The 23,338-nt window shown below is 63.5% G+C and carries 17 protein-coding genes and 2 tRNA genes; 9 read left to right on the top strand and 10 right to left on the bottom strand.

The features are described from left to right. Window positions 1–64 precede the first annotated feature (64 nt). Window positions 65–997: a LysR family transcriptional regulator gene (locus ACIOVF_RS17750; RefSeq protein WP_195884830.1), complete on the top strand. Its 933-nt coding sequence runs from the start codon at window positions 65–67 to the stop codon at window positions 995–997. Between the two features lie 42 nt (window positions 998–1,039). On the opposite strand, the gene ACIOVF_RS17755 is transcribed toward ACIOVF_RS17750, so the two are convergent. From ACIOVF_RS17755 to ACIOVF_RS17765, 3 genes are all read right to left on the bottom strand, one after another. Beyond that, window positions 1,040–2,299: an OmpP1/FadL family transporter gene (locus ACIOVF_RS17755; protein ID WP_123567137.1), complete on the bottom strand. Its 1,260-nt coding sequence runs from the start codon at window positions 2,297–2,299 to the stop codon at window positions 1,040–1,042. 146 nt (window positions 2,300–2,445) lie between these two features. Further along, window positions 2,446–2,928, bottom strand: coding sequence for a hypothetical protein (locus ACIOVF_RS17760; protein WP_045195516.1), 483 nt, complete (start codon window positions 2,926–2,928; stop codon window positions 2,446–2,448). A 256-nt stretch (window positions 2,929–3,184) separates the two neighbouring features. Then, entirely contained in the window at window positions 3,185–3,409 is a 225-nt protein-coding gene (locus ACIOVF_RS17765) for a hypothetical protein (RefSeq protein ID WP_045195514.1), read from the bottom strand. Between the two features lie 969 nt (window positions 3,410–4,378). On the opposite strand from ACIOVF_RS17765, the gene ACIOVF_RS17770 reads away from it, so the two are divergent. Next, a complete protein-coding gene (locus ACIOVF_RS17770; protein ID WP_401291184.1) occupies window positions 4,379–4,807 on the top strand; it encodes a tetratricopeptide repeat protein in 429 nt (142 codons plus the stop codon). A gap of 183 nt (window positions 4,808–4,990) precedes the next feature. After that, window positions 4,991–6,379 carry a DNA recombination protein RmuC gene (rmuC, locus tag ACIOVF_RS17775; RefSeq protein ID WP_176794326.1) on the top strand — a complete coding sequence of 463 codons (1,389 nt, stop codon included), beginning with the start codon at window positions 4,991–4,993 and terminating at the stop codon, window positions 6,377–6,379. Here rmuC and ACIOVF_RS17780 read toward each other — a convergent pair. Further along, window positions 6,351–9,827 (bottom strand): PAS domain-containing hybrid sensor histidine kinase/response regulator, encoded by a 3,477-nt coding sequence (locus ACIOVF_RS17780; RefSeq protein ID WP_093380333.1) that lies wholly within the window; start codon window positions 9,825–9,827, stop codon window positions 6,351–6,353. The genes rmuC and ACIOVF_RS17780 overlap by 29 nt on opposite strands. 120 nt (window positions 9,828–9,947) lie before the next feature. Then, window positions 9,948–10,493: a TetR/AcrR family transcriptional regulator gene (locus tag ACIOVF_RS17785; RefSeq protein ID WP_093380335.1), complete on the bottom strand. Its 546-nt coding sequence runs from the start codon at window positions 10,491–10,493 to the stop codon at window positions 9,948–9,950. A gap of 91 nt (window positions 10,494–10,584) precedes the next feature. Between ACIOVF_RS17785 and ACIOVF_RS17790 the strand changes: the two genes are divergently transcribed. Further along, on the top strand, window positions 10,585–11,775 hold the full coding sequence (locus ACIOVF_RS17790) for an MFS transporter (RefSeq protein WP_401291189.1): 1,191 nt from the start codon (window positions 10,585–10,587) through the stop codon (window positions 11,773–11,775). A gap of 78 nt (window positions 11,776–11,853) precedes the next feature. Here the strand turns inward: ACIOVF_RS17790 and ACIOVF_RS17795 are convergent, their stop codons facing one another. Then, window positions 11,854–13,038 carry an MFS transporter gene (locus tag ACIOVF_RS17795; RefSeq protein WP_401291192.1) on the bottom strand — a complete coding sequence of 395 codons (1,185 nt, stop codon included), beginning with the start codon at window positions 13,036–13,038 and terminating at the stop codon, window positions 11,854–11,856. A gap of 164 nt (window positions 13,039–13,202) precedes the next feature. Here ACIOVF_RS17795 and ACIOVF_RS17800 point away from each other — a divergent pair, with 164 nt between their 5' ends. Both ACIOVF_RS17800 and ACIOVF_RS17805 read left to right on the top strand, forming a co-directional pair. Beyond that, window positions 13,203–14,348 carry a TDT family transporter gene (locus ACIOVF_RS17800; RefSeq protein ID WP_195884824.1) on the top strand — a complete coding sequence of 382 codons (1,146 nt, stop codon included), beginning with the start codon at window positions 13,203–13,205 and terminating at the stop codon, window positions 14,346–14,348. Between the two features lie 79 nt (window positions 14,349–14,427). After that, window positions 14,428–16,308 (top strand): MFS transporter, encoded by a 1,881-nt coding sequence (locus ACIOVF_RS17805; RefSeq protein ID WP_401291195.1) that lies wholly within the window; start codon window positions 14,428–14,430, stop codon window positions 16,306–16,308. A gap of 15 nt (window positions 16,309–16,323) precedes the next feature. On the opposite strand, the gene sugE is transcribed toward ACIOVF_RS17805, so the two are convergent. Continuing rightward, the gene (gene sugE, locus ACIOVF_RS17810) at window positions 16,324–16,641 is read right to left on the bottom strand and encodes a quaternary ammonium compound efflux SMR transporter SugE (protein WP_038993957.1); all 318 of its coding nucleotides are present in this window, start codon (window positions 16,639–16,641) and stop codon (window positions 16,324–16,326) included. A 175-nt stretch (window positions 16,642–16,816) separates the two neighbouring features. Then, a complete protein-coding gene (gene rdgC, locus ACIOVF_RS17815; RefSeq protein WP_045195499.1) occupies window positions 16,817–17,737 on the bottom strand; it encodes a recombination-associated protein RdgC in 921 nt (306 codons plus the stop codon). Between the two features lie 160 nt (window positions 17,738–17,897). Between rdgC and ACIOVF_RS17820 the strand changes: the two genes are divergently transcribed. The 3 genes from ACIOVF_RS17820 (at window position 17,898) to ACIOVF_RS17830 (ending at window position 19,915) form a co-directional block, all read left to right on the top strand. After that, window positions 17,898–17,973: transfer RNA gene (locus tag ACIOVF_RS17820), tRNA-Val, on the top strand. Window positions 17,974–17,989: 16 nt separating this feature from the next. Then, a tRNA-Asp gene (locus ACIOVF_RS17825) sits at window positions 17,990–18,066 on the top strand. 157 nt (window positions 18,067–18,223) lie between these two features. Then, window positions 18,224–19,915: a molecular chaperone HscC gene (locus tag ACIOVF_RS17830; RefSeq protein WP_045195497.1), complete on the top strand. Its 1,692-nt coding sequence runs from the start codon at window positions 18,224–18,226 to the stop codon at window positions 19,913–19,915. On the opposite strand, the gene ACIOVF_RS17835 is transcribed toward ACIOVF_RS17830, so the two are convergent. Together ACIOVF_RS17835 and ACIOVF_RS17840 are read right to left on the bottom strand one after the other, a co-directional pair. After that, complete coding sequence (locus tag ACIOVF_RS17835) at window positions 19,909–22,608, bottom strand: DUF805 domain-containing protein (RefSeq protein WP_401291200.1); 2,700 nt, start codon at window positions 22,606–22,608, stop codon at window positions 19,909–19,911. The genes ACIOVF_RS17830 and ACIOVF_RS17835 overlap by 7 nt on opposite strands. Continuing rightward, complete coding sequence (locus ACIOVF_RS17840; RefSeq protein WP_093380348.1) at window positions 22,605–23,300, bottom strand: DUF1266 domain-containing protein; 696 nt, start codon at window positions 23,298–23,300, stop codon at window positions 22,605–22,607. Before ACIOVF_RS17840 ends, ACIOVF_RS17835 begins: the two co-directional genes overlap by 4 nt. Between the last annotated feature and the right edge of the window lie 38 nt (window positions 23,301–23,338).

Here is a 23,338-nt window from a genome sequence, read left to right on the forward strand (position 1 = left end):
CTGCGGTAGACGAGCTGGACTTAGGTCTTTATAAAGAAGATCTTACGAATGCCTGGATGCCGTCATGAACCTGCTCGGTTCGATCAAGAGTTTCATCAAGGTGGTCGAGGCCGGCAGCATCGCCGGTGGCGCTCGCAGCCTGGGCTTGAGTGCCGCCGCGGTGAGCCAGAATATCGCCCGCCTGGAAGCCCACCTGCAGGTGCGCCTGCTGGCGCGTACCACGCGCAGTATGGTGCTGACGCCCAGTGGCAGCCTGTACTACGACAAGGTCAAGCACATCGAGCGCGACCTCGAGCAGGCCCAGCAGGCGGTCACCGCCCCGGACTGCGAGCCCAAGGGGCGCTTGTGCATCGCTTCATCGTCGGCCTTTGGCCGCCATGTACTGGCGCCGCTGATTCCGGCCTTCAGTGCACGCTACCCGCAGCTTTCAATTGAATTGGTTACGAATGATCGGCGGGTCAACCACGCCCAGGAAGGCGTTGATGTCAGTATCCGCATCCAGCCACAGCTCGAAGACGGCCTGCTGGCCCGGCACATTGCCCGGGTGCCGTTCATTTGCTGCGCTTCCCCGGGCTATCTGGCGGCGGCCGGTTGGCCACAATCGCCCGAGCAGCTCAAGGAGCACCGCTGCCTGGTGTTCCGCTACCCGGTGGATGGGCGCTTTTTGCGCTGGGGCTTTATCCGCGAGGGGCTGCGTTTTGATGCCGAGTTCGACAAGGTGCTGATCAGCGATGACATCGACGTACTGACGCAGATGGCGGTGCGCGATGGCGGTATCGCTCGCCTGGCCGAGTTCGTCGCCCGCCCTTTGCTCGAGCGCGGCCAGCTGGTGGCGTTGTTCGAGTATTCGCAGCCGGCACGGGCCTACGCCCAGACCGAACCGATGGATATCTACCTGTGCGTGGCCGACCGTTTCGCCTTGAGCCCCAAGGTGCGGGCGTTCATGGAGTACCTCCAGCTGGAAGTCGGGCACGCCTGGCCGATTGCTCAGGCATAAAAAAACCGCCGATGACGGCGGTTTTTCGTTGCGGCGCTGTTATCAGAAGCGATAGGTCAGCGACGCGCCAATACCGTGAGCGCTGTTTTCGTACTTGGCGTTGTACGAACCCTTGGTTGGGCTGGCCAGGTTGACCTTGGTGTCTTCTTCCCACAGATAGGAGTACGCCACGTCGATGGTCATGTCGTCGGTTGGGCTGTAGCCGGCGCCCAGGCTGAAGATCTTGCGATCGCCAGTCGGGATGCGTGGCGAACGGTCGTGGTTGTTGGTCGGCGACTGGTCGACGGTGAAGCCGGTACGCAGTACCCACTCCTTGTTCAGCTTGTAGGACGCGCCGATGGCGTGGGCCCAGGTGTCGTGCCAGTTCTGCTCTTCGCTGATGGTGCCGAACTGGCCGGCCAGCGGGGCAGGAACCTTGTTGGTGACGGTGATGGCTTCCAGGCGGCTCCAGCGGGTCCAGGTGCTACCAGCGTAGATAGTCCACTGGTCATCCAGCTCGTGGGTAACCGAGAAGTCGACCGATTCAGGGGTCTTGATCTTCAGTTCAGCGTCGAACTTGCTGCCGCTGAACGGGCCGATCAGGGCGTTGTTGATCTTGGTGTTGCCTTCGAGCTTGTAGTCGACCATCGAGTGGTAGGTCAGGCCCAGGCGGGTCTTGTCGGTGGCCTGGACCAGCACGCCGATGTTGTAGCCGACGGCAGTGTCGTCACCCTTGATTTTCACTTCGCCATCGTTGAAACCCGGGGTGCGCGGGTTGAGGGTGTTGGCGCTGAGCTCACCCTTGATCTTGTTGATGGTCGGGCCGAAACCGATCGACACCTTGTCATTGAAGGCGTAGCTGATGGTTGGCTGGAAGGTGACCACTTCAACGTGGCTTTTCTTGCCCCAGTAACGGCTGGCGGCAGTGCTCTCGTAATCGGTGACCAGGCCGAACGGCGCGTAGACGCCGAAACCGACGGTCCAGTGTTCATCCAGAGGCTTGACGTAGTAGCCCATGGGTACGCCAACGAACGGCACCATGTCGCCGTCGGTGGTGCCACCTGGGCGCCCGCCGCCGGAAATATCGGACTTGGCGATGACGGCGGCGCCGCCAACGGTGATCTGCTCGCGTTTCAGGCGCGACATACCGGCAGGGTTGCCGAATACGGTGCTGGCATCATCGGCAGAAGAAGAACGACCCGCGAAACCTGTGCCCATGCCACTGACGCTTTGTTCGTTGAGGGCAAAGCCACTGGCGAACAGTTGAGTCGAGGCGAGAGTGACGGCGAGGCTGAGAGAGGTTTTGAGCATTACTTTTTTCATTATTAGAACTCCTTGGGATCTCCGGGGCGAAAATTACCATCAGTTCGCCCGCAGCGCTATAGGCTGTATCGCAGGAGATAGAGCGGTTTTGTAGGACAATCCGACCAAAATGGCGGGAATTTTCCGATTATGGAAAGCAGTGACTCTCAGCAGGCCTGAAGAGTCACAGGGGCGATGCAGGTTTGCCAGGCGCAGGTGAAATCGCGCAGGCGCCCCTGAGGCTGGAAGGTTTGTCGCCAGATACGTGCAAGCCCGAGCAGATCGTCGGCGGCGGGCAGTTCGGGGGCTTGTTCTTCGATCAACATCCAGGCGATGGCGGTGGCATAGCGCAGGTTTACGGTCAGTTCCAGGTGTGGGCCGCTGAGGAAGGCATGCTGGCTGGCAAGGCCACGGACCAGGCTGGCGAGATCCGGGTCGCGGGCCAGGAACTGGTCCCAGAGGCTTTGGTGGCGCAGTTCGCCAATGCGGTACAGGCCGTGGCCGCGGCGGTCGTGCAATGCTGAGCCGAGTGCTGACTGGCTGGCGGCGACGCCGAGCAGCAGGGCTTCGGCGCTGGCGCAGTGGCGACCCAGGTAGATCAGGGTCGGACGAATGACAAACTGGCTCAACTCGCTCGCGGCGATACCCATGATGCCCTCGAACTTGAAATTGGCCGGCGGACGCTGGAGCTTGGCAGCTGGAGAGTCGGTCAGGCCCGCCGGAAGCGGCCTTTGCCGCTTGAGTTGAAGTGTAGTGTCATATTCGCGCTGTAAAGGCCTGTTTTTAAAACATTTGCGGCTTTTAGTTATAAATCATATGCCGTGCGGCAATTAGTGATTGCTGGGCGCCAGGCATAAAAAAGCCCCGCCAGAGGGCGGGGCTTGAGCGTTTGCAGCGTCGTGCGGATCAGGCCACCAGGGCCTGACGGGTGCGCTCGATAACGGCCTGCAGCGGCTCGGCTTCGGAGTATTGCTCCGGGTACAGGCGCTCGCTGTGCCGGGCAATGCCGTGCTCGTTGACCAGGGTGAAGCTGAAGCCGCCTTTGCGCGACGCCAGGATCAAGCAGTTCAGAGGGGCAAATGCCTGGGAAAGGGTGCGAATGGCAGCCTGAGTATGAGTAGAGTGATTCATAGTTATTAGATGTTCCTGCAATAGACACGGTTTCGATCCGTGCACATATAAAACGTTCCAGTAACGCGAGCATTTAAGCCGGTGCGAAGAACCTGACTGGAACAGGGCAGCCAGTTTTGGGCGCATTTATCATGTGGCGCTGGGGCTGACTGGTAGGTACGTCAGAGGACAGGCAACAGCCAGGGTCGGGTTCAATGCCGCTGGGTGAAGATCCTGATCAATCTGCAGGTTGGTTCGGTCAGAGTAAGAAGTGATTTACCTGGGGAACCATCGAGTGGGCCGGTCCTGGTTTCAACAGGCCTGTCCGATGTGAGGGGGCAGGGCACTGTAAGGACTGCTTTGGCCAGAATTGACTTTCAGCTTGGTACTAACGGCGGCAAGACTACCGCAGTTTTGCGTTGCTGGCAAGCTTTTTGGCTTTTCGTCTGGCGAGCCGATCAGTATGTCGCGTTCCAGGCTGTCTGTGAAGGGCTAATTCGCCGGCTTTGCAGTGCAACAAGGCAGGGAACGTGCCAATTTCGTGCAGGGAAATGCCTCGCTAAAGGGCGGTTGTGCACACTTGGGGCAGCCCTTGTTACAGCGCTGCAACAAGGCGGCAAGTGGCCGCCAATGACTTGGCCGTTGCCTTAAGTCAATGAAAAAAAACACTTATTTTAGCTGGTGAAAAAATCGACAGTTTGACTGAAAGCCCCATTCCATAGGGGTTTGCGGGGAGGTTTAGGGGGTTGTCCACCGAGTTATCCACAGCTTCTGTGGATTGTCCCGAGCGCTTGCTCTAGGACGGGCGTGCCAGCTTTTTGGCCGGTGTCCGACAATCCTTCGACAGTCTTCCGTCAGGGACAAAATACCCGTCCTGACGTCAAGAAAAAAACACTGAAATATTTTGAAAAAAGTGCAGAAAAGCACCGGGCCATTGTCAGAAAAATGGAGTAGAGTGGCGCGCCTCTCGAGTTGCCTTCGCTGTTTTTTATGAAGTTTCGCTCCAAAAGCCTCGTTGCCCCCACTGCCCAGTCGCCTCTGCCCGAGCCCAAGCGCTTCTCCTTGAAAGTGGCCTTGTGGTTGCTCGACAGCCCGCGCCTGGGTGACAACCCCAACGTCAAGCACTTTGCCGGGCGCTTGCTCAAGCAGCCAGCGCGCCAGGGCGTGGTGGTGGCCCAGAGCCGCCTGGGGCAGATGCTCTGCCGTGATTGCGGCAATGCCCGCGACCGCCGGATCGGCCACGAACTGCTGCGCCAGGCAGCGCGCGCCGGTGATCGCCGGGCCCAGCTCGAGTACGGCCGGCTGTGCGCCTTGGGGCAACTGAACGAACCCGCCCAGGGCCGCTACTGGCTCGAACAGGCCGCTGCCCAGGGTTCGCAGGAGGCCTTGCGCCTGCTCAGGCAATTGCCTGAAGCCTGAATGCGGCGCGTGCGCCCAAGGCTGATAAGCTGAGCCGTTGATCGTTGGCCGAGGGAGATCGGGGTGGCTATGGCAGTGGATCTGACCAGCATTGTGCTGGGTATTGTGGTGGCAGCTGTGCCGTCGCTGGCGCTGGTGCTGCAGGTGCAACGGCGCCTGAGTGCGCGCCAGGCCGACGCGGCCTTGCTTGAGGAGCGCCTGAGCAGTGTGCAGCTGGCCCAGGAAGGCTTGCTCGCCCAGCTCGATGCCAGCCGCGACGAAATCAGCGACCTGAGCCAGGCCAATGCCGCCAAGCAGGCGACGCTGGCCGCTCAGGCCCGTGAGCTTGAATTGCTGCAGATCGATCGCGACGAAGCGCGCGATGCCGCCCATGCCTGGCAGCTCGAACGCGCCAGCCGCGAAGCCGAATTGCGTCGCCTGGACGCCCAGAGCGCAGCCCTGAGCGCCGAGCTGCGCGAACAGCAGGAAAGCCATCAGCAACGCCTCGACGACCTGCAGGGCTCGCGTGACGAGCTGCGGGCGCAGTTCGCCGAAATGGCCACGAAGATTTTCGATGAGCGCGAACAGCGCTTCGCCCAGACCAGCCAGCAGCACCTGGGGCAGTTGCTCGACCCGCTCAAGGAGCGCATCCAGGCCTTTGAAAAGCGCGTCGAAGACAGCTATCAGCAAGAGGCCCGCGAGCGCTTCTCGCTGGCCAAGGAGCTTGAACGCCTGCAGCAGCTCAACCTGCGCCTGAGCGATGAGGCCACCAACCTGACCCAGGCGCTCAAGGGCCAGAAGACCCAGGGCAACTGGGGCGAGCTGATTCTGGAGCGGGTGCTGGAGCACGCCGGGCTTGAGAAGGGCCGCGAGTACCAGACCCAGGTCAGCCTCAAGAGCGCCGACGGCGAGCGCTTTCAGCCCGACGTGCTGATCATGCTGCCGGGCGACAAACAGGTGGTGGTCGACTCCAAGGTCAGCCTCACCGCCTACCAGCAGTACGTTGGCGCCGACGACAGCGAGATTGCCCAGGCCGCGCTCAAGCAACACGTGCTGTCGCTGCGCAACCATGTCAAAGGCTTGTCCGGCAAGGACTACAACCGCCTCGAAGGCCTGCACAGCCTGGATTTCGTCCTGCTCTTCGTGCCTATCGAGGCGGCGTTTTCGGCCGCCTTGCAGGCAGAGCCGAACCTGTTCCAGGAAGCCTTCGACCGCCAGATCGTGATCGTCAGCCCGACCACCTTGCTGGCCACCTTGCGGGTTATCGACAGCCTCTGGAAGCAGGAGCGCCAGAGCCAGAATGCCCGGGAGATCGCCGAGCGTGCCGGTTGGCTGTACGACAAGTTCGTGCTGTTCATCCAGGACCTGGACGAGCTTGGCAGCCGCCTGCAGCAGGTCGACAAAGCCTATAGCGCGGCGCGCAACAAGCTCTGCGAAGGGCGCGGCAACCTGATCAGCCGCAGCGAACAGCTCAAGCTGCTCGGTGCCCGGGCCAGCAAGAGCCTGCCGGCCGACCTGCTCGAGCGGGCCATGAGCGAAGGCGACCCGCTGGCTGCCAGCGCCCTTACTGGACCAGGCTCAGATGCCGATTGAGCAGGGCGCGCAAGGCCGCCGGCTTGACCGGCTTGGCCAGGTAGTCGAGCCCTGCGGCATGCACCTGGGCGACCATCTCGCTGCGCCCGTCAGCACTGATCACCACGCCGGGGACCGGCTCGCCCAGGCGTGTGCGTAACCAGGCCATCAGCTCGGTGCCGACCTCGCCGTCGTCAAGGTGGTAGTCCACCAGCGCCAGGTGCGGGCGCAGGCCGCTTGCCAGCAAGGCTTCACACTCGGCGCGATTGCGCGCGATGGATACCTGGCAGCCCCAGCGGCTGAGCAGGCTGTTCATGCCGATGAGGATGCTGTCTTCGTTGTCGACGCACAGCACCTGCAGGCCTGCCAATGGCTGCCCGGCCTGTTCGGCAGGGCTGGCCACCGGGGCCGCCGGCGCCGTGGCCAGCGGCACGCTGACGCGGAACACGCTGCCCTTGCCCGGCCACGACTGCACCTCAAGCGGATGGCCAAGCACCTTGCACAGGCCATCGGCGATCGCCAGGCCCAGGCCCAGGCCTTTTTCCGCGCGGGTCTGGTGGCTGTCCAGGCGTTTGAATTCCTCGAAGATCACCTGCAGCTTGTCGTCGGCGATGCCGCTGCCACGGTCCCAGACCTCCAGCCACAAGCGCCCCTGCTGGCGGCGCACGCCGAGCAGAATCGGGCTTTTGCCATAGCGGAAGGCGTTGGTGAGGAAGTTCTGCAGAATCCGGCGCAGCAGTTTCATGTCGCTCTGCACCCGCAGGCGGCTGCCGCGCAGGCGGAAATCCAGGCCTTGCTGCTGGGCCAGAACCTTGAATTCAGCGCCGAGGGTGTCGAACAGTTCGTTGAGGGCGAAGGGTTTGACGTCCGGGGTGATCTTGCCGTTTTCCAGGCGCGAGATGTCCAGCAGGTCGCTGATCAGCTCTTCGGCCGAACGCAGCGAGCTGTCCATGTGCTGGACCAGTTGCTGGGCATCGGCCGACAAGCCATCGCCCTGATGCGACAGCGCCGCCGAGAACAGCCGCGCGGCGTTCAGCGGCTGCATCAGGTCGTGGCTGACCGCTGCGAGGAAGCGGGTCTTGGACTGGTTGGCGGCCTCGGCGTGGCTCTTGGCTTCGCTCAGTGCCTGGTTCAGTTGCGACAGCTCGTGGGTGCGTTCGGCGACCCGTTGCTCAAGGCTTTCGTTGGCGCCCTTGAGCGCCTGTTCGGCTTCGCGGAACGGGGTGATGTCGGTAAAACTCATGACAAAGCCGCCGCCGGGCATCGGGTTGCCGATCAGCTCGATCACCCGGCCGTTGGGGAACAAGCGCTCGGAGGTATGCGCACGGCCCTGGCGCATCCAGTGCAGGCGCCTGGCCACGTGCACCTGGGCCTCGCCCGGGCCGCACAGGCCGCGCTCGGCGTTGTAGCGGATAATGTCGGCAATCGGCCGGCCGACGCTGATCAGCCCGTCGGGGTAGTTGAACAGCTCCAGGTAGCGGCGGTTCCAGGCCACCAGGCGCAGCGACTGGTCGACCACGCTGATGCCCTGGCTGATGTTCTCGATTGCCCCTTGCAGCAGGGCGCGGTTGAACTGCAGCACTTCCGAGGCTTCGTCAGCGATGCGCACCACGTCCTCAAGCTGCATGTCGCGGCCTTCGATCGCGGCCTTGACCACTGCGCGGGTCGAGGAGGTGCCGAGCACGCCGGCGAGCAGGCGCTCGGTGTGTTCGATCCATTCGCCGTCGGCATTCTGGTTGGGGTTGAAACCCTTGCCCTGGCGGTAGGCGAAACGGATGAAGCTCTGTCGTGCGCGCTCTTCGCCGACAAAACGTGCGGCCAGGTGCAACAGGTCGTCGATCTGCACCGCCAGCAGCGAACGGCTGCTAGGGCGGGCGCTGGTCTGCTGGCCGATGAATCGTCCGGCCTGCCAGTGCTCGGACACCCGTGTGCGCGAGAGGATCGACACCCAGGCGAACAGGGTGAAGTTACCCGCCAGCGACAGCACCACGCCTTGGGTCAGTGGTGTGATCGGCAGGTTCAGCGGGTTGCCGTGCAGCCAGGCCAGGCCCGGGAATAGCTCCAGCGACCAGCCCAGGCTATGGGCGGCAATCGGCAGCACCAGGGTGTAGAACCACAGGAACACCCCGGCGGCCAGGCCGGCGAACACTCCGCGGCGGTTGGCCTGCTTCCAGTACAGGGCGCCGAGCATGGCCGGGGTCAGCTGGGTCACGGCGGCAAACGCCACCTGGCCGATGGTCGCAAGGCTTGCGGTAGAGCCGAGCAGGCGGTAGCTGACATAGGCCAGCAAAAGGATGACGACGATGGTCACCCGGCGTACCGAGAGCATCCAGTGGCGGAAGGCTTCGAACGGGCGCTCGGCGTTGTTGCGGCGCAGCAGCCAGGGCAGCAGCATGTCGTTGGAAACCATGGTCGACAGCGCCACGGCCTCGACAATGACCATGCCGGTGGCCGCCGACGCGCCGCCGATAAAGGCCAGCAGGGCCAGCGCCGGATGCGCCTCGGCCAGCGGCAGGCTGATCACGAAGGAGTCGGGCAGCACCGAGTCGGGCAGCAGCATCTGCCCGGCCAGAGCGATTGGTACCACGAACAGCGCGGCGAGGATCAGGTACATCGGGAACACCCAGCGCGCCAGGCGCAGGTCCTGGGGTTCGATGTTCTCCACCACGGTGACATGGAACTGGCGCGGCAGGCAGATGATCGCCATCATCGCCACGCCGGTCTGCACGATCATCGACGGCCAGTTGATGGTCTCGTTCCAGAAGCCTTCCAGGCGTGGCGCCAGTTGCGCCTTGCTGAACAGGTCTTCGAAACCGTTGAACAGGCCGAAGGTGACGAAGGCGCCGACGGCGAGGAACGCCAGCAGCTTGACCAGCGATTCGAAGGCAATCGCCAGGACCATGCCGCGATGGTGTTCGGTGACGTCCAGGCTACGGGTACCGAAGACAATCGAAAACAGTGCCAGCACTAGCGACACCACCAGCGCGGTGTCCTGCACACGGCTGCCAGTAGCATCGGCGCCTGCGCCGATCAGCAGGTTGACGCCGAGCACGATGCCCTTGAGCTGCAAGGCGATGTACGGCAGCACGCCGATCAGGCAGATCAGCGCCACCACCACCGCCAGGCTCTGGGATTTACCGTAGCGGGCGGCGATGAAGTCGGCGATCGAGGTGATGTTTTCCTGTTTACTGATCAGCACCATCTTCTGCAGCACCCAGGGCGCGAACAGCAGCAGTAGCACAGGGCCCAGGTAGATCGGCAGGAACGCCCAGAGTTGTTCGGCGGCCTGGCCGACGGCGCCGAAGAAGGTCCAGCTGGTGCAGTACACCGCCAGCGACAGGCTGTACACCCAGGCACGCAGGCGCGGCGGCAGCGGTGTGCTGCGGCGGTCGCCGTAAAAGGCGATGGCGAACATGATGGCCATATAGGCCAGGGCGACCACGGCGATCAGCCCACTGGACAGCGACATGACAACTCCGAAACAAAAGGGTGATTCAGCCTGACAGCGAACCTCGATCAATCAGTCTGGCACGCCGCAAAGGCTTCGTCAGCGCCGACGATGGTCGCAGTGGCAGAGCGTCGCAGGGCCTTAGCCGGGCAAGGCCAGGTCAAGCAGGCTGTAGAGCTGTTCCAGGGTCGGCGGGGCTTCGGCGAACAAGGTGCGGTAGACGGTCGGTGCGACCAGCAGATCCAGCAGGCGTTCGATGTCTGGCAGGGCCTCGCCGCGCGCCTGGGCGCGGTCGAGGATGACCTGCAGTTGCCCGCGCAGAATGTTGGTGCAGTAACCCGGGCAGGCGCTGCTGAGCACGTCGCGCATCAGGTTGCGGCCTGGTTCGGAGGTGATTTCGTCGAGGTACTGTTCGGTCCAGGCGCGCAGGTCGGTACGCAGCTCGCCGGTGTCCAGCGGCGCCACGTCAGGCAGCACGCGCTCGACGGCGACATCGGCGAGCAGGGCGGCCAATTCGCCCCAGCGCCTATAGATAGTTGACGGGGTGACGCCGGCGCGAGCGGCAATTTGCGGCACGGTCAGGCTCGCGCGGTCCTGCTCCTTGAGCAGTTCGCGTACCGCCGCATGTACCGATGCCTGCACACGGGCGCTGCGCCCACCCGTGCGGATACCTTCTTTAATCGCCATCGGTCGACCTTAACACAAAGGGTTTGCGTTAAGGAATGAAGGCGAGCAGACTGCGCAAAAGCTAAATAATTGCTTTAGCGGAGTGCTGATCATGTTCATGTTGTTCAAATCCCCGGCCTCACGGCGTTTTCGTCTGATGTTCCTGGCACTTGCCTTGCTCGGCTTTCTCGCCGCCTCGAGCACCCCGACGCCTTTGTATCACCTGTACCAGCAAGCCTGGCAGTTCTCGGCGGTAACCCTGACGCTGATTTTTGCGGTGTATGCCGTCAGCTTGCTGGCGGCGCTGCTGACAGTCGGTTCGTTGTCGGACTACCTGGGGCGGCGGCCGCTGATCTTCACTGCATTGGTGCTGGAAAGCGTCTCCATGCTGTTGTTCCTGCAGGCCGACAGTGTCGGCTGGTTGATTGCTGCGCGCATTCTGCAAGGCTTCGCCACTGGCATGGCTACCAGCGTGCTGGGCGCTGCGTTGCTGGATATCGATCGCGAGCAGGGGCCGTTGGTCAACAGCCTGACGCCCTTGCTCGGCATGGCCAGCGGCGCCCTGGGTACCAGCCTGCTGGTGGAATTTGCGCCGTGGCCGCTGCGTTTGGCCTACTGGCTGTTGCTCGGCTTGTTCGTCACGCTGGCGTTGCTGGTGTGGCATCTGCCCGAGAGCGTCAGCCGCCAGCCCGGCGCCCTGGCCTCCTTGCGTCCGGCCCTGCATGTACCGCCCCAGGCGCGGGCTGCAGTGTTGCGCATGCTACCGGTGAACGTCGCCGGTTGGGCGCTGGGCGGGTTCTTCCTGTCGCTGGCGCCATCACTGGCGCGCGAGGCCACCGGGGCGACCTCGAATTTGGTGGGCGGTGGCCTAGTGGCGGCGTTGACGGTGACCGGCGCCGTGGCGATCTACCACCTGCGGCTGCGTCCGGCCGGGCAGATCCTGCGCCTGGGCACAGGGGTGTTGCCGGTCGGGATGCTGTTGATCCTGCTGGCGTTGCATCGCGGTGAGCTGGGGCTGTTTTTCCTCGCCACTGTAGTCACCGGCATCGGCTTTGGCGCCAGCTTCCTTGGCGCGTTGCGTAGCATCATGCCGCTGGCCGAGGCCCACGAACGCGCCGGGCTGATGGCGACGTTCTATGTGCTGAGCTACCTGGCGTTCTGCGTGCCGGCCATGCTGGCGGGGTGGATGGTGCGCAGCTTCGGCCTGGTGCCGACCGGCGAGGTGTATGCCTTGGCGGTGATCATTTTGTGCGCCGTTGCGGCGGTTCTGAGTTTGCCGCTGCGGGCTTTGTCCCGCGGCTGACGGTACTGGCCTCATCGCGGGGCAAGTCGGGTCGCCGCACCGCCGCTCCCACTGGTTCATCGTAGACCCCGCGATGCTTTAATTCGGCGCTCGCCGGGCCCCCAGGTAATAGAACAGCGCCGCCAGCAACACCGAAAGAATCAGCAGGTAAAAGGTCGCCACCGGCACCAGGTGCGCCAGGGCAAAGCCGCAGATCACCGGGCCCAGCGCCGCGCCGAGGTTGGACAGGTTTTGCGCGCCGTAATACACGCCGCGCAGATGTTCCGGGGCGATGCTGTCGATGAACATGTACTCGGCGGGGATGACGATGATCTCGCCAAGGGTGAACACCAGCATCGCCAGGCACCAGGCCAGCAGCGTTTGCGCCAGCGAGAAGCCCAGCAGGCCAACCAGAAACAGCGCCATGCCGGCCATCAGCCAGGGCATCAACTGGCGGCTGCTGATGCGCCGGCCAATCACGTACTGCAGGGCAATTACCGTGACCGCGTTGGTGGCCACCAGGTAGCTGATGTAGCGCGCCGCCTCGCTGGCGCTGCTGGTCACCACCAGGTACTGCGACAGGTAGGCGGTGAACTGGCCGAACACCACCGCGCTCAAGGCGCCACCGAGGGTGAAGCAGATCAGCCGGCGATCTTTGACCAGTTGCACGCCAACGCTGAAGAAACCGGCCTGTTCGCCGCCTTCGACCCGCGCCCGCGCCGCTCGCTCGCCCCAGCGCTGGTAGCTCAGGCACATGGCCAGGCCCAGCAGCGCCGAGAGCAGGAACGGCAAGTGATCGTCCAGCAGCACCAGCGCCACGCCGACAAAGGGCCCGACCGCGTAGGCGACGTTGCTCAGGGTGTACTTGATCGAGAACACCTCGCTGCGTTCTTCCAGCGGCAGCAGTGCACAGAAGCCGGCTTTGGCGGCGATGTCCACCACCGCCAGGGCCAGATTGATCAGCACCAGGCAGGTGAAGAACAGGCTCAGTTCGCGGCTGACCACCGCACCGACAAAGGCCAAAGTAAAGGTCAGGGTCGCGGCGATGATCACCGTGTAGCTGCGCAGGGTGTCGATCAGGTAGCCGCCATACAGGCTCAGCAACGAGGCGACAATCAGCGCGCCGCCGATCATCAGGCCGATGCCGCTGATATCCAGGGCGAAGTTCTGCGCCAGGTAGACCACCAGGTAGGGCAGGGTGATTGCACGGGCGAGGGTGAGGATGAAGGTAGTTGCCAGCAGCAGGCGTACCTGCGCCGAGTAACCTTTGATAGCGGTGAGCATTGAGTGGCCACGTCCTTGTTGTTATCGCTGCCGAGCATACGCCGCGGGCAGTGAAATCTGTATATCTGTAAAACCGATAACAGATAGAGAAAATACCCGTTATATAGATATATTTTCCCGGCCTAAGATGGATACAACCTCACCGGAGGACAGGAGAATCCATCATGTCTTGCAGCCAAACCCGCACCTCGCCGTTACGCCCGCTGAGCCAGCTGGCGCACCCGCGTGAAGTGATCCGTCAGTTCACCCCCAACTGGTTCGCCGCGACCATGGGCACCGGCGTGCTCGCCCTGGCCCTGGCACAGGTCGATGTACCCGGCCTGCGTGGCCTGGCCGAATCGCTGTGGTTGTTGACCATCGGCCTGTTCGTGCTGTTTACCCTGCTGTACACCGCGCGGTGGGTCATGTTCTTCGACGAAGCGCGGCGGATTTTCGCCCATTCCACCGTATCGATGTTCTTCGGCACCATCCCCATGGGCCTGGCGACCATCCTCAACGGCTGCCTGGTGTTCGGCATCAATCGCTGGGGCGAAGGGATCCTGCCGTGGGTCGAAGCGCTGTGGTGGTTCGACGTCGGCCTGGCGCTGCTGTGCGGGGTGGCCATTCCCTACCTGATGTTCACCCGCCAGGAACACAGCATCGACCAGATGACCGCGGTGTGGTTGCTGCCGGTGGTGGCCGCGGAAGTCGCCGCTGCCAGTGGCGGCCTGCTGGCGCCGCACCTGGTGGATGCCCATGCGCAGTTCCAGGTGCTGATCACCAGCTACGTGCTGTGGGCGGTGTCGTTGCCGGTGGCGTTCAGCATCCTCACCATCCTCATGCTGCGCATGGCCCTGCACAAATTGCCGCATGCCAACATGGCCGCATCGAGCTGGCTGGCCTTGGGGCCGATCGGTACCGGTGCGCTGGGCATGTTGCTGCTGGGCGCCGATGCCCCGGCGATCTTCGCCGCCAACGGCCTCGGCAGCCTGGGTGAAATCGCCCGTGGCCTGGGCCTGATCGCCGGTATCGTGCTGTGGGGCGCCGGGCTCTGGTGGTTGCTGACCGCCGTGCTGATCACCCTGCGCTACATCCGCCATGGCATGCCGTTCAACCTCGGCTGGTGGGGCTTTACCTTCCCGCTCGGGGTGTACACCCTGGCCACCCTGAAGCTGGCGGCCTGGCTGGGCCTCGGTTTCTTCCAGCACATGGGCATGCTACTGGTGCTGGCGCTGGCGGCAATGTGGTTGCTGGTCACGGCCCTGACCCTGCGTGGCGCCTGGCGCGGTGAGCTGTTTGTATCGCCGTGCATTGCCGGGCTGAACAAGTAGATTGCATTTACCTGGGTGTTTGTGGCTTTGTGCGGCCTGCGCGTATCCAATAACAAAGCCCCACTCAGGTACACGGACGATGAGTCAGTCTTCACAATTCAGCCTGCTTGGCAAACGGCGCTTCTTGCCGTTCTTCGTCACCCAGTCGCTGGGTGCGTTCAACGACAACCTGTTCAAGCAGTCGGTCATCCTGCTGTTTCTCTACAAGATCGCCAGCCCCCACGGTCAGGACACTGCCATCTGGGTCAATGCCTGCGCCTTGATGTTCATCCTGCCGTTCTTCCTGTTCTCGGCGCTGGCCGGGCAGTTTGGCGAGAAGTACGCCAAGGACGCTTTGATCCGCGTGATCAAGCTGGCCGAGATCGCCATCATGGCGGTCGGCGCCATGGGCATCATGACCCAGATGCCGGGGCTGATGCTCCTGGCGTTGTTCGGCATGGGCACCCACTCGGCGCTGTTCGGCCCGGTGAAGTACTCGATCATGCCCCAGGCCTTGCGCGAAGAAGAGCTGGTCGGCGGCAATGGCCTGGTGGAAATGGGCACCTTCCTCGCGATCCTGGCCGGCACCATTTGTGCCGGGGTGCTGATGTCCAGCGCCCATTACGGCGTCTGGGCGTCGTCGGCAGTTCTGCTGGTGGCGGTGCTCGGCTACCTGTCCAGCCGCGCCATCCCGCGCGCCGCTGCGTCCACGCCGGCGCTGAAAATCAACTGGAACATCGCCAGCCAGACGATCGCCACCTTGCGCATGGGCCTCAAGCAGACGCCAGCGGTGTCGCGCTCGATTGTCGGCAACTCGTGGTTCTGGTTCGTCGGTGCGGTGTACCTGACGCAAATTCCCGGTTACGCCCAGCAATGGCTGCATGGCGACGAGACCGTGGTGACCCTGATCCTGACCCTGTTCTCGGTGGGCATCGCTGTCGGCTCGCTGCTGTGCGAGCGCATGAGCGGGCACAAGGTGGAAATCGGCCTGGTGCCGTTCGGCTCCTTTGGCCTGAGCCTGTTCGGCCTGCTCTGGTGGTGGCACTCCGGCGAGATCCAGCCGGCGGCCGCGCCGTATGACTGGCTGGCGGTGCTGGGTATTGGCCAGGCCTGGTGGGTGCTGGGGTCGATTCTCGGCCTGGGCGTGTTCGGCGGCTTCTATATCGTGCCGCTGTATGCGCTGATCCAGTCGCGCACCCCCGAGGATCAACGCTCGCGGGTAATTGCTGCCAACAACATCCTCAACGCGCTGTTCATGGTGGTCTCGGCGATCTTCAGCGTGGTGCTGCTGAGTGTCCTCAAGCTGAGCATCCCGCAGTTGTTCCTGGTGGTGTCGCTGCTCAATATTGCGGTGAACTTCTACATCTTCCGCATCGTGCCTGAATTCACCATGCGCTTCATGATCTGGCTGCTCAGCCATTCCATGTACCGCGTCGAGCACCGCGACCTGCAGCAGATTCCGGACCAGGGCGCAGCGCTGCTGGTGTGCAACCATGTGTCGTTCGTCGATGCGTTGCTGATCGGTGGCGCGGTGCGCCGGCCGATCCGCTTCGTCATGTACTACAAGATCTACCGCTTGCCGGTGCTCAACTTCATTTTCCGCACCGCCGGGGCGATCCCGATTGCCGGGCGCAATGAAGATGCCCAGACCTACGAGCGGGCCTTCAAGCAGATTGCCGCGTACCTGGCCGATGGCGAGCTGGTGTGTATCTTCCCTGAAGGCAAGCTGACCAGTGACGGTGAAATCGACGAGTTCAAGGGCGGCCTGCGGCGGATCATCGAGCAGACGCCGGTGCCGGTGATCCCGATGGCGTTGCAGGGCTTGTGGGGGAGTTTCTTCAGCCGCGATCCGGCCAAGGGTTTCTTTCGCCGCTTGTGGTCGCGGGTGACCCTGGTGGCCGGTTCTGCCGTCCCGGTGGAAGCGGCAGAGCCGGCGTTGTTGCGTGAGCGGGTCAGCGCCTTGCGCGGCGACTCACGCTGACAGGGCAGGGCGGGGTCAGCTGGCGCTGACCTTGAGCCCGACCAGGCCACAGATGATCAGCGCCACGCTGACCAGGCGCACCAGGGCCATGGATTCGCCGAACAGGATGATCCCGGCGATCACCGTGCCGACGGCGCCGACCCCGGTCCAGATGGCATAGGCGGTGCCCAGCGGCAATTCCTTCATGGCCAGGCCCAGCAGGCCGAGGCTGATGACCATGGCGCCGACGGTGAGTACGGTGGGTAGCGGGCGGGAAAAGCCGTCGGTGTATTTCAGGCCGACAGCCCAGCCGACTTCGAACAGGCCGGCGAAAAACAGGATGATCCAGGACATGCAGAGTCTCCATCAAGTGATGGGGCCGTCCCCGGAATGGTCACGCGGTGCGTCGTGAGGCCGTCCTCACAGGGGGCATAAGCTATCAGCTGCAAGCGACAAGCTGCAAGCAAAGGCAGCGCGGGTGGCTGTTGCTCTCTCTTGCAGCTTGAAGCTTGAAGCGTGCAGCTTAAAGTCAGATCCCCTGTGGGATCTCTTCCCCGCCCAATGCCTCGAACAGCGCCGGCAGGAACTCGCCAAAGGTCAGCATCATCAGGGTGAAGCTGGCATCGAGCTGGCCCAGGGCCTCGTCGCCGCCGTCTTCTTCGGCCTGGTCCTGCAGCAGCTCTTCAAAGCGCAGGCGCTTGATGACCATCTTGTCGTCGAGCACGAACGACAGTTTGTCCTGCCAGGCCAGCGACAGTTGCGTGACCACCTTGCCGGTACCCAGGTGCAGCTGGATCTCGTCGCTGGTCAAATCCTGGCGCTTGCAGCGGACGATGCCGCCGTCTTCATGGGTGTCGCGCAGCTCGCACTCGTCCAGTACATAGAAGTCCGGCGCCGCTTGCTGGGTTTTGACCCAGTCGGTCATGGTCGCGCTCGGGGCGATCTTGACGGTCACCGGGCGCACCGGCAGCGAGCCGATGACTTCACGCAGGGTCGACAGCAGGTCTTCGGCACGCTTGGCGCTGGCCGAGTTGACCAGGATCAGGCCTTGCTTGGGGGCGATGGCGGCGAAGATCATCGAGCGGCGGATAAAGGCACGCGGCAGGAAGGCCTGAATGATCTCGTCCTTGATCTGGTCACGCTCCTTCTTATAGACCTTGCGCATCTGCTCGGCTTCGATCTCGTCGATCTTCTCTTTAACCGCATCGCGCACGACGCTGCCGGGCAAGATGCGTTCTTCTTTACGCGCGGCGATCAGCAGGAAGTCACCGCTGACATGCACCAGGGGCGCGTCTTCACCTTTGCCGAACGGGGCGACGAAGCCGTACGTGGTCAACTCCTGGCTGGCGCAGGGGCGAGCCGGCTTGCTGGCCAGAGCGGTTTCCAGTGCCTCGGGGTCGAACGGGATGTCCTGGGTCAGGCGGTAGGTCAGCAGGTTTTTGAACCACATGGGGTGAATCTCTCCTCAACACATAAGGAGGGCATTAAACTCCGAGCGGGCGCTTCAGGCCAAGCACCGCTAAGTCTTTGGAACGCCTGAAAAATTTTTTTTAAAAAGTGCTTGCCAGAGTGTTCGGTGCTCCGTAGAATGCGCGCCACACCGAGACGAAGGGTGATTAGCTCAGCTGGGAGAGCATCTGCCTTACAAGCAGAGGGTCGGCGGTTCGATCCCGTCATCACCCACCACTTCTCAGTGTATCGCGCAGCGGTAGTTCAGTCGGTTAGAATACCGGCCTGTCACGCCGGGGGTCGCGGGTTCGAGTCCCGTCCGCTGCGCCATATTTAGCTTCAGGGCCCACTGAACACCCTGAAGCCACAAAGAAAGCGACCTTAGGGTCGCTTTTTTTGTTTCTGGAATTCGTCCAGAATCCACCAGTACGCTGGGACGCTACTGTTTTTCTCCGTGCCAGCCCCACTTCTGAGCAAGAGATCACACATGCAGGATGCAAGCACCTCCCCGGCGCCAATGCTGGGTATCGACCTGGGTACCACCAACAGCCTGGTGGCGGTCTGGCAGGACGGCCGGGCACAACTGATCCCCAACGCCCTGGGCGACGTGCTCACGCCTTCAGTGGTCAGCCTCGACGAAGACGGCAGCATCCTGGTTGGCAAGGCCGCGCGTTCACGCCTGACCACCCACCCGCAACGCACGGCTGCTGCCTTCAAGCGTTTCATGGGCAGCGAAAAAAAGATCAGCCTCGGTGAGCAGGCCTTCAGCCCGGAAGAGCTCTCGGCGCTGGTGCTCGGTGCGCTCAAGGCCGATGCCGAAGCCTTCCTCGGCTGCCCGATCAGCGAAGCGGTGATTTCCGTACCGGCCTATTTCAGCGACGAGCAGCGCAAGCGCACCAGCTTTGCCGCCGAGCTTGCCGGGCTGAAAGTCCAGCGCCTGATCAACGAACCGACCGCCGCGGCCATGGCCTACGGCCTGCACGAGCAGAAGTTCGAACGCACGCTGATTTTCGACCTCGGTGGCGGTACCTTCGACGTCACGGTGCTGGAATACGCGCTGCCGTTGATCGAGGTGCATGCCTCGACCGGCGACAACTTCCTCGGTGGCGAAGACTTTACCGGCGCTTTGCTTCAGGCCTGCCTGCAAGACTGGCAGCTCAAGCCGACGATGCTCGCGCCCCAGGCCCTGGCCAGCCTTGCCGACGCCATCGAGCAGCTCAAGTGCAAGCTGGGCGAAGGCGAGCAGCACCTGAGCTGGAACGGTGATGGCGTCAGCCGCCAGTGGCTGCTGGATGAAGCCCGCGCGCAGAAGATCTGGGCGCCGTTGCTGGCGCGGATTCGCGCGCCGATCGAGCAGGCCCTGCGCGATGCGCGGCTGCGTGCCAGTGACCTCGACAGCCTGGTGCTGGTCGGCGGCGCCACGCGCATGCCGGTGGTCCAGCAGATGGTCTCGACCCTGTTTGGCCGCCTGCCTTACCGCCACCTCGACCCGGACACCATCGTTGCCCTCGGCGCTGCCACCCAGGCGGCATGCAAGGCGCGCGATTCGGCGATCGAAGAGCTGATCCTCACCGATGTCTGCCCCTACACCCTGGGAATTGCGGCAATGGATGGCGACTACCAGACCGAGATCTTTGCGCCGATCATCGACCGCAATACGGTGATCCCGACCTCACGGATCAAGCCGTTCTACAGCACCCATGTTGAGCAAAAAGCCATCAGCATCCGTGTCTACCAAGGTGAACGGCCGTGGGTCGAAGACAACATCTTTGTCGACGCCTTCACGATCCCGCTGACCCCCAACGGCAAGATCCAGCGCCTGGACGTGCGCTTCAGTTATGACATCAACGGCCTGCTGGAAGTCGATGTGACCTTGCCGCAGACGCGCGAGCAATTCAGCCACGTGATCGATCGCAGCCCCACCGGGCTTGACGACGAGGCGCGCCAGGCCAGCCATGAGCGCCTGGCCGGGCTGAAGATCCACCCGCGCGACGCCTTGCCCAACCGCACCTTGCTGGCCCGCCTGGAGCGGGCCTGGGCGCAGAGCCTGGGGCCTGAGCGCGATGCGATCGGCGACTGGCTCAAAGAGTTCAGCGCGATCCTGGCCGGCCAGGAGTCGAGCGAGATCGCCGGGGCTCGCCAGCGCCTGATCGAGGCGCTGGACGACATGCGTTACTGACCGTTGAGCCGCCGCAGGGCGGCCTGCAGGCCACCCTCCAAGGTGTCCTGCGGCTGATTGCCGGGCGGCACGCCGTAGCGGTTGGGCAGCGGTTCGCCCGGCAGCAGCAACAGCACCAGCGGCAAGAACTGCAGGAACGGGATCAGCATCACGAAGATGATCATCATCGGGATGCCCCGGCCAATGTCGTGCAGGCGGCGCAGCGTGGCGCTGCCAAGCACACCGACGAACAGCAGGCCGAAGAATATCTGCTCGATCGCGCTGCCGGCCATCAAGGTCAGGATCGGCCCGAGAAGGACACTCACGGCCACCTGCACACCATAACCCTTGCGGCCCAGGCGGCTGCCCAGTTTCCACAGGTGCGAGGCCGGTACCGGCTGGCTGCCGGAGTTTTCCAGCAGCAGGCGTTCGGACCACGACAGCAAGGCGGTGAGCGCTGCGCGAATGCCGGCGTCCATGCCCGGGTAATCCTTGCCGCGCTGCAGCTCTTTGAGCACTTTGGCCCGCGGCACCCCGGCGCGGCCGTAGCGGGCCAGGTCCTTGAGGCTGTCGAGCATGCTGTAGAACAGCGTGCTGTTGATCAGTTCGTCTTCTTCCAGCACCTTGCGTGGCGGGCGCACCGGCTCGCCCTTGATCAGGCCGTTGCGAAACGGCTCGAACCAGTCATCCGGGCAGGTCAGGGTAGAGATGCGTCGCAGCAGGCTGCCATGCTGTTCGGCGTTCAGGATCGGGTCGTGATAGAGGACGGCGCACAGCACCATCATGCCCAGCACGTCTTCATCAAAGGCGCGCGGGTCGTTCTCAAGGCAGGCGTAGAGTTTCAGGTTGCTGGGCAGCTTGGCGCTGTCCAGGGCTTGTTGCACCGTCGACAGGCGCTGGCCGATAAAGCACTGCAGCGGATCGTTGTCATCCAGCCAGCCGAGCAGGCCATCGACATTGCCTTGCTGGCTTTGCAGGCGCAGCAACAGTTGCTGCAGGCGGGCGAACGGATGCTCCGCCGGGTAGGGCAGGCTGGCCAGCAACTGCGCCGGCACCATCGCCAGCCAACGCTCGGGCTGTTCGACCAGGGCAAGCATGAACAGGTTCTGCCGGTGCCAGGTCCACAGGCCGTCATCGGCAGGCGGGCGCGGCAGTTCGATGCCGGCTTCGGCGAGGTCGGACAGCAGCTGAAGGGCAAAAGGCGTCGGCATCAGGTTGGCCGGCTTGATCAGCGCGGTCAGCTTCGGCAGGGTGGCGGCCGGGTAGCTGCGCATGCGCCGCAGCCAGTCGCGGGCGACTGTCTGGCATGGGCCTTCCTGCAGCACCTCGGGCAGTTGCGGTTGCGCCGCCGGGCTGTTGATAAAGGCGGTCAGGGCCAGGGCCAGCGGTGACTGCTCGAGCCAGCGCAATTGCTGTTCGGCCTGGTACTTGAAGCCTTCGATAATCAACTGGTCGAGCGGATCGTCGCCCAGCGGTTCGGCGATGATTTGCCGCAGCAGGCCGCTGTCACCGCGGTGCAGGGCCCAGGCGTGGCGGTACAGGCGCTGCAGCTGGCGATCCAGTTGGTCGTCGAGCAGCCAGGCCAGCAGCGGCAGTTCGTCCTTGCCGTCCAGGCGCCACTTGATGAACTCGCCGGCGATACCTTCCTGCTCGTCACGGGCGGCGTCGAACCAGCGCGTCAGGGTTTCCGGGCGCTGCGACGGGCTGCCCCAGATCTGTGCCGGATCGTTGAGGTCTTGCGGCCATTCATACACCGGCTCCAGGCGGTCGAGGGCCTGGATCAACAGCGCCAAGCGCTGCGGTTGATGCTTGGCGCACAGGTTGAGCAGCCAGCGTGCGGCTTCCGGATGCTGGTGCTCGCGCCACAGGCGGGTCCAGCACTGGCGGGCGAGTTCTTCCTGGCCGGTGTCGCTGGCCTGGCAGGCGAGCAGGTACAGCAGGTCGATATCGTCCGGCGCCTGGCGTTGCTGTTCGGCGATCAGGGCAAAGAAGCTGCTGCTGCCGATGCCGGCCTGGCACAGCTTGACCAGCAGGCGCTGGATATAGGCCGGGTCATCCGGGAACGGCTGGCAGGTGTGCAGGCTGACGAAGCTTTCGAACTCGAACAGCGGCCGGGTGTGGTAGAGGAAATCCAGGTTCCGGGCATACCACAGGGTTTCGACTTGCACTGGCATCGACCAGTGCTTCATCAAGCTGGTGTCGAACGGGTCCGGTTCGCTGATGCGCTCGAGGAATTCGTCAGCCTGGCGCGGATCTTCCAGGCGCAGCACTTCGTTTTCCCAGCCCAGGTGCCGGGCCATCAGTTGCACGCAGGCGTGCGACAACGGCCCGGTTTCCATCAGCCGGTACAGCAAGTGCCAGCTGACCTGCTCCTGGTCACCCAGGGTCAGGCCGCTGAAACCATCGATGAAGGCCTGCCAGGCCGGGGGATCGAAGCGCCGGGCTGGGTCGCCGAGCAACTTGGAAAAGTCGCTCATGGTCTGTTCGATCAGGGCATTGCGCACCGGCGCCGAATCGTCGTGCTGTGCATCCTCAGCGGCCTCATCCGGCTCGTCGCGGGCCAGGCGCAGGGCGTGCTCGTAAGCCTCGCGCAAGGCCTGGAAACCCTGCGGGTCGGTTTCCGGGTGGTGCTGCGGCAGCAGTGCGCGGTAGGCGCCGCGGATGACATCGGGATCGTTGGTCGGCTCGATGCCCAGGTGAATCCAGCAACTCATGACCAGCCTCCTTGCAGGGTGTCAGGGCGTTCCGGCAGGTTCAGCGGCAGGTCCCAGGGGATGCTGGCGAAAAAGCCCAGGGCGTCGTGGCTCAGGTTCATCATGATGCAGCGGTTCCAGTGTTCGCTGCCCTGGCGTTCCAGGCATTGCGCCAGTTCTTCGTCGCTGGCGCTGGAGCAGTTCCACAGCGCCTTGCCGAACAGGTAGCCGGCCAGGTAGCGGTCCCAGCCGTTGTAGTAGTGGCGGGCGCGCACGGCCAGGCGGCCTTGCAGATAGTGGCTTTCATGAATGCTCAGGTAGCCTTTGCGCAACCCGGCACGCAGCAGGTAGCCCATGCGTCCCAGGTCCCAGGCGCGCACGCCACCCTGGCCGCAGTCGCCGAGGGTGCGCCGGGCGAATTCGTACTGGATGCGCTGGCGCGGGGTCAGCGCTTCGAGCACCTGCGGCCATTCGCTGGGCAGGCAGCGGGCGGCTTGCCAATAGGCGTCCTTGAGCTCCAGGGCATGGCCGGTGTCGGCCATGCTGAGCATGTTCAGCAGCTCCTGGCGATTGTGGATGCCCCACCACTTCTTGAGGTCGGTCTCGTCTTCGTCGTAAGTCTCGAAGTAGGTCGCGGCGGTGTAGCTGGCGCCGTTGAGGGCGGCCATGGGGGCGGAAAGGGCGTACAGCCAGTGCTGCTCGATTTCTTCCATGAAAAAGCTCCGGGGCCGGTAGGAAAATGTGCGGGTGC

The sequence above is a fragment of the Pseudomonas sp. NPDC087612 genome, from assembly GCF_044743505.1.
Taxonomy (GTDB): Bacteria; Pseudomonadota; Gammaproteobacteria; order Pseudomonadales; family Pseudomonadaceae; genus Aquipseudomonas.